Source organism: Mesorhizobium sp. M2A.F.Ca.ET.042.01.1.1, from assembly GCF_003997405.1.
GTDB lineage: Bacteria > Pseudomonadota > Alphaproteobacteria > Rhizobiales > Rhizobiaceae > Mesorhizobium.
On record NZ_RZRX01000589.1, the window covers coordinates 1 to 950 of the forward strand.

General features: G+C 62.9%; 1 protein-coding gene. It reads right to left on the reverse strand.

Translation table 11 applies throughout. The features are described from left to right. The coding region (locus EOA23_RS35030; protein ID WP_127307347.1) for a zincin-like metallopeptidase domain-containing protein at positions 1-835 on the reverse strand (835 nt) is incomplete at its 3' end. Positions 836-950 lie beyond the last annotated feature (115 nt).

Here is a 950-nt window from a genome sequence, read left to right on the forward strand (position 1 = left end):
GCCATGAGGCGATATAGTCGGCGTGACGCACGGTCGGCTCGATGCCGAGGCTCGAGCACGTAAAGGCAGCCGTGATCTCTGCCACCAGTTCCTCGCGCGCATAGGCCTTGGTGCCGAACGAGCCGGAGAGGTCACGCGCAAGCCGCGTTGGGTGCCCGGTCCAATGGCCAAGCTCGTGGAAGCAGGTTCGGTAATAGTTGATCTGCTCGAAGAAGGCCGGTTGCGGCGGCAGTTGAACAAAATCGGCAGACGGCATGTAAAAGGCGCGGTCGCCGCCGATGCGGATATCGGCACCGGTTTTGCGAACAAGCGCCTCGGCATGCGGGATGATGTGGCGTTCGGGCAGCGGCTCGGGCTGGCTGTAAAGCTCATCGGGCAGGCCTTCGCACTGCGCGACATTGAAGACGGTGAAGCGCTTGAGAAACGGCACTGCCTGCGGCTCGGTATCTTCCGCCTTGGCGCGTTCCTTCTCGTTTTTCGGGATGAAGCGATCGGCATGCACGATGGTCGTGCCGTGCTCGCCTTTGCCGACATTGCCGCCAAGGGAAAGCGCCTGCCGGAAGGTGAGCCAGTTCTGGCCGGCATAGCCGTGTTCGATGACCGCGCCCCACAGGATCAGGATGTTGATGCCGGAATAGCCGCGCCCCGTGGCGGCATTCTTCGGCAGGCCAAGGCTGGCCTTGGCGCTGCCCCAAGGCTTCACCCAAGGCACGCAACCCCGCTCCAGATCGGCGATGATGCGGTCTGTGATCTCGGAATAAAGGCTGCGCTTAAGCGGCTCGCTCCTCTTGCCGCCAACTTCTCCGCTAGCGCTATGTTTGCCGGTCTTGCGCATGATCAAATCTCCGCTCGCCAATCTCGCTGCGCCCTTCCCCGCAAAGCGGGGTGGGCGGCGAAAAACGACCGGAAAGGCCCGCCGTCAGAGGTGGCCTGCATCCGAAGGACCGGAA